This is a genomic window from Streptomyces sp. NPDC055749 (assembly GCF_053617235.1).
In genome coordinates, this window is sequence record NZ_JBSHFH010000018.1 from 132,420 (window position 1) to 134,570 (window position 2,151).

The 2,151-nt window shown below is 70.8% G+C and carries 2 protein-coding genes; one reads left to right on the forward strand and one right to left on the reverse strand.

From position 1 onward, the window contains the following. Positions 1-136 precede the first annotated feature (136 nt). Entirely contained in the window at positions 137-910 is a 774-nt protein-coding gene (locus ACWGO0_RS16495) for a S1 family peptidase (RefSeq protein WP_453534420.1), read from the reverse strand. A gap of 232 nt (positions 911-1,142) precedes the next feature. On the opposite strand from ACWGO0_RS16495, the gene ACWGO0_RS16500 reads away from it, so the two are divergent. Next, positions 1,143-2,036: a hypothetical protein gene (locus ACWGO0_RS16500; protein ID WP_453534423.1), complete on the forward strand. Its 894-nt coding sequence runs from the start codon at positions 1,143-1,145 to the stop codon at positions 2,034-2,036. Positions 2,037-2,151 lie beyond the last annotated feature (115 nt).

Consider the following 2,151-nt stretch of genomic DNA (forward strand, 5'->3'; position numbering starts at 1 on the left):
GGGGGGGGCCGCCGGGGGGGGGGGGGGGTGGGGGGGGGGGCCGCCCCGACTCGGTGGGGGGGGGGGGGGCGGGCGCGGGGTCCCCCCCCCCGCCCCCCAACCCCCGGGGGTGTTCAGGTGTGATCAGGCGGCGGGGTCAGAGTGTGGCCGCCGCCGACGCGATGGCGGATGCGAAGGTCGAGACCTCGGTGTACACACCGGGGTAGCCGGCCCGTGCGCAGCCCTCGCCCCAGCTGACGATGCCGACCTGGAGCCAGGCGCCGGTGTTGTCCTTGCGGAACATGGGGCCGCCGGAGTCGCCCTGGCAGGTGTCGACGCCGCCCGCCTCGAATCCGGCGCACAGCTCCTCACCGGGGACGAGGGAGCCGCCGTACGCGTCCTGGCAGTCGGCGTCGGAGACGTACGGCACGTTCGCCTTGAGGAGGTAGCGCTGCTGGCCGCCGCCCTCCCTGGCGGCGCCCCAGCCGGCGACGGTGAACGTGCCCTGGTTGTAGGCGGTGCTCGTGGCGATCTTCAGTGTCGGCTGGTTGACGGGCTTGGCGAGCTTGATCAGGGCCCAGTCCTTGCCCGTGCCGTTGTAGCCGGGGGCCTGGAGGACCTTGGTGGACTTGACCTTGACGGCGGCGGACGACTGGAGGTCGACGACACCGGTGGTGGCGGTGATGGAGGTGTTGTTGCCCGATCCGCTCACACAGTGCGCGGCGGTCAGGACGATGTCCTTGGCGTAGAGCGCACCGCCGCAGCCCATGGAGAGCCGCACCATGAACGGGAATTCGCCCTGGGCCGCGCGGGTTCCGCCGACGACGGGAGCGGGTGCCGCGGAGGACGTGGCGGGCTGGAGGCTGACGGTGGCGAGGGCCACGGCGGCTATGACGGTGCATCTTTTCAGCGCACGCAGAAGCTGCTTCAACGAACTGCCTTCTTTCGTGGGGGGTTGCTGTGGGGGGTTGCGCGCCCCGGACGGAGGCACGCCACAGGCAGTTCTCGGCATGGCCCCGACAAGAGCGATCCGATTATCGGGAGGTGATCACCGCTGCCACAAGACGCCCTTTCCGGCCAAGATCACCCAGATCCTCCCCGGCTCTCCCCCGCCGGTCCGCTTACAGTGGAGGTCCGTTGAGCGTTACGGAGGGGGTTCCGGCGTGAGTGACGGCAGCCCGGTGGTCCATGGATTCCCGCATCTCGACACCGTCCGGTCCGCGATCAACGCGCTCTACCGGCGGATCTCGTACGACGGAATGCACGCGTACGCCACGAGCCTCGCACCCGCCGACGCGGCCTTCTCCGACGTGGACGACCTGCATCTCGGCGCCCAGCGGGTGGCCCGTGCGATGGTCCAGCATCTGCGGCTGCCCGAGGCGCGCATGATCGTCGGCTTCCGGCGGATGGAGCATGCCGCGAGTGTCGAACTGGCGGCGGGGCCCGAGTACTTCATCGAGCTCAACGACCGATTCCGTACGCATCGCAGGGACATCGGCGCCGCGCTGGCGCACGAGGTCATGCACGTCCTGCTGCACCGGCTCGGTCTCGAGTTCCCCGGCACGCGCGACAACGAGATCCTCACCGACACCGCGGCGGCCTATCTCGGCGCCGGCTGGCTGCTGCTGGACGCCTTCCGCGAGGACGCCACCTCCAGCCAGAAGCTCGGCTATCTCACACCGGAGGAGTTCGGTTACGTGCTGGCCAAGCGGGCGCTGGCCTTCGACGAGGACCCCTCGCCCTGGTTCACCAGCCCGCAGGCGTACTCGGCGTACACGAAGGGCCGGGAGCTGGCGCTGCACGACGCCCGGCAGCCACCGTTGACGGAGGCGGGGTGGGCGGGCCGCCGCCGCTACGCCAAGGACCGGCGGTACGCGCGCGACCACTCGTCGGCGGCCTCCGGCCCGGCGGTCCCGTACGCCTTCGAGGACGGCGGGCAGGGGCTCCGGGTCTCCTTCTGCTGCCCCACCTGCCACCAGCGCATCCGGGTTCCGGTGCGGGGGCGGGTGCGGGTGCGGTGCGGGTTGTGCCGGACGGTTCTGGAGTGCGATACGTGAAAGGGGCGGGGCGGGGGAGATACCCCCCCCCCCCCAGCACATGACCAAGGCCCCCCAACGCCGCCCAGGCTCGTATACACAAATTACGCAGCCCACGACAATGATAGTGTATATC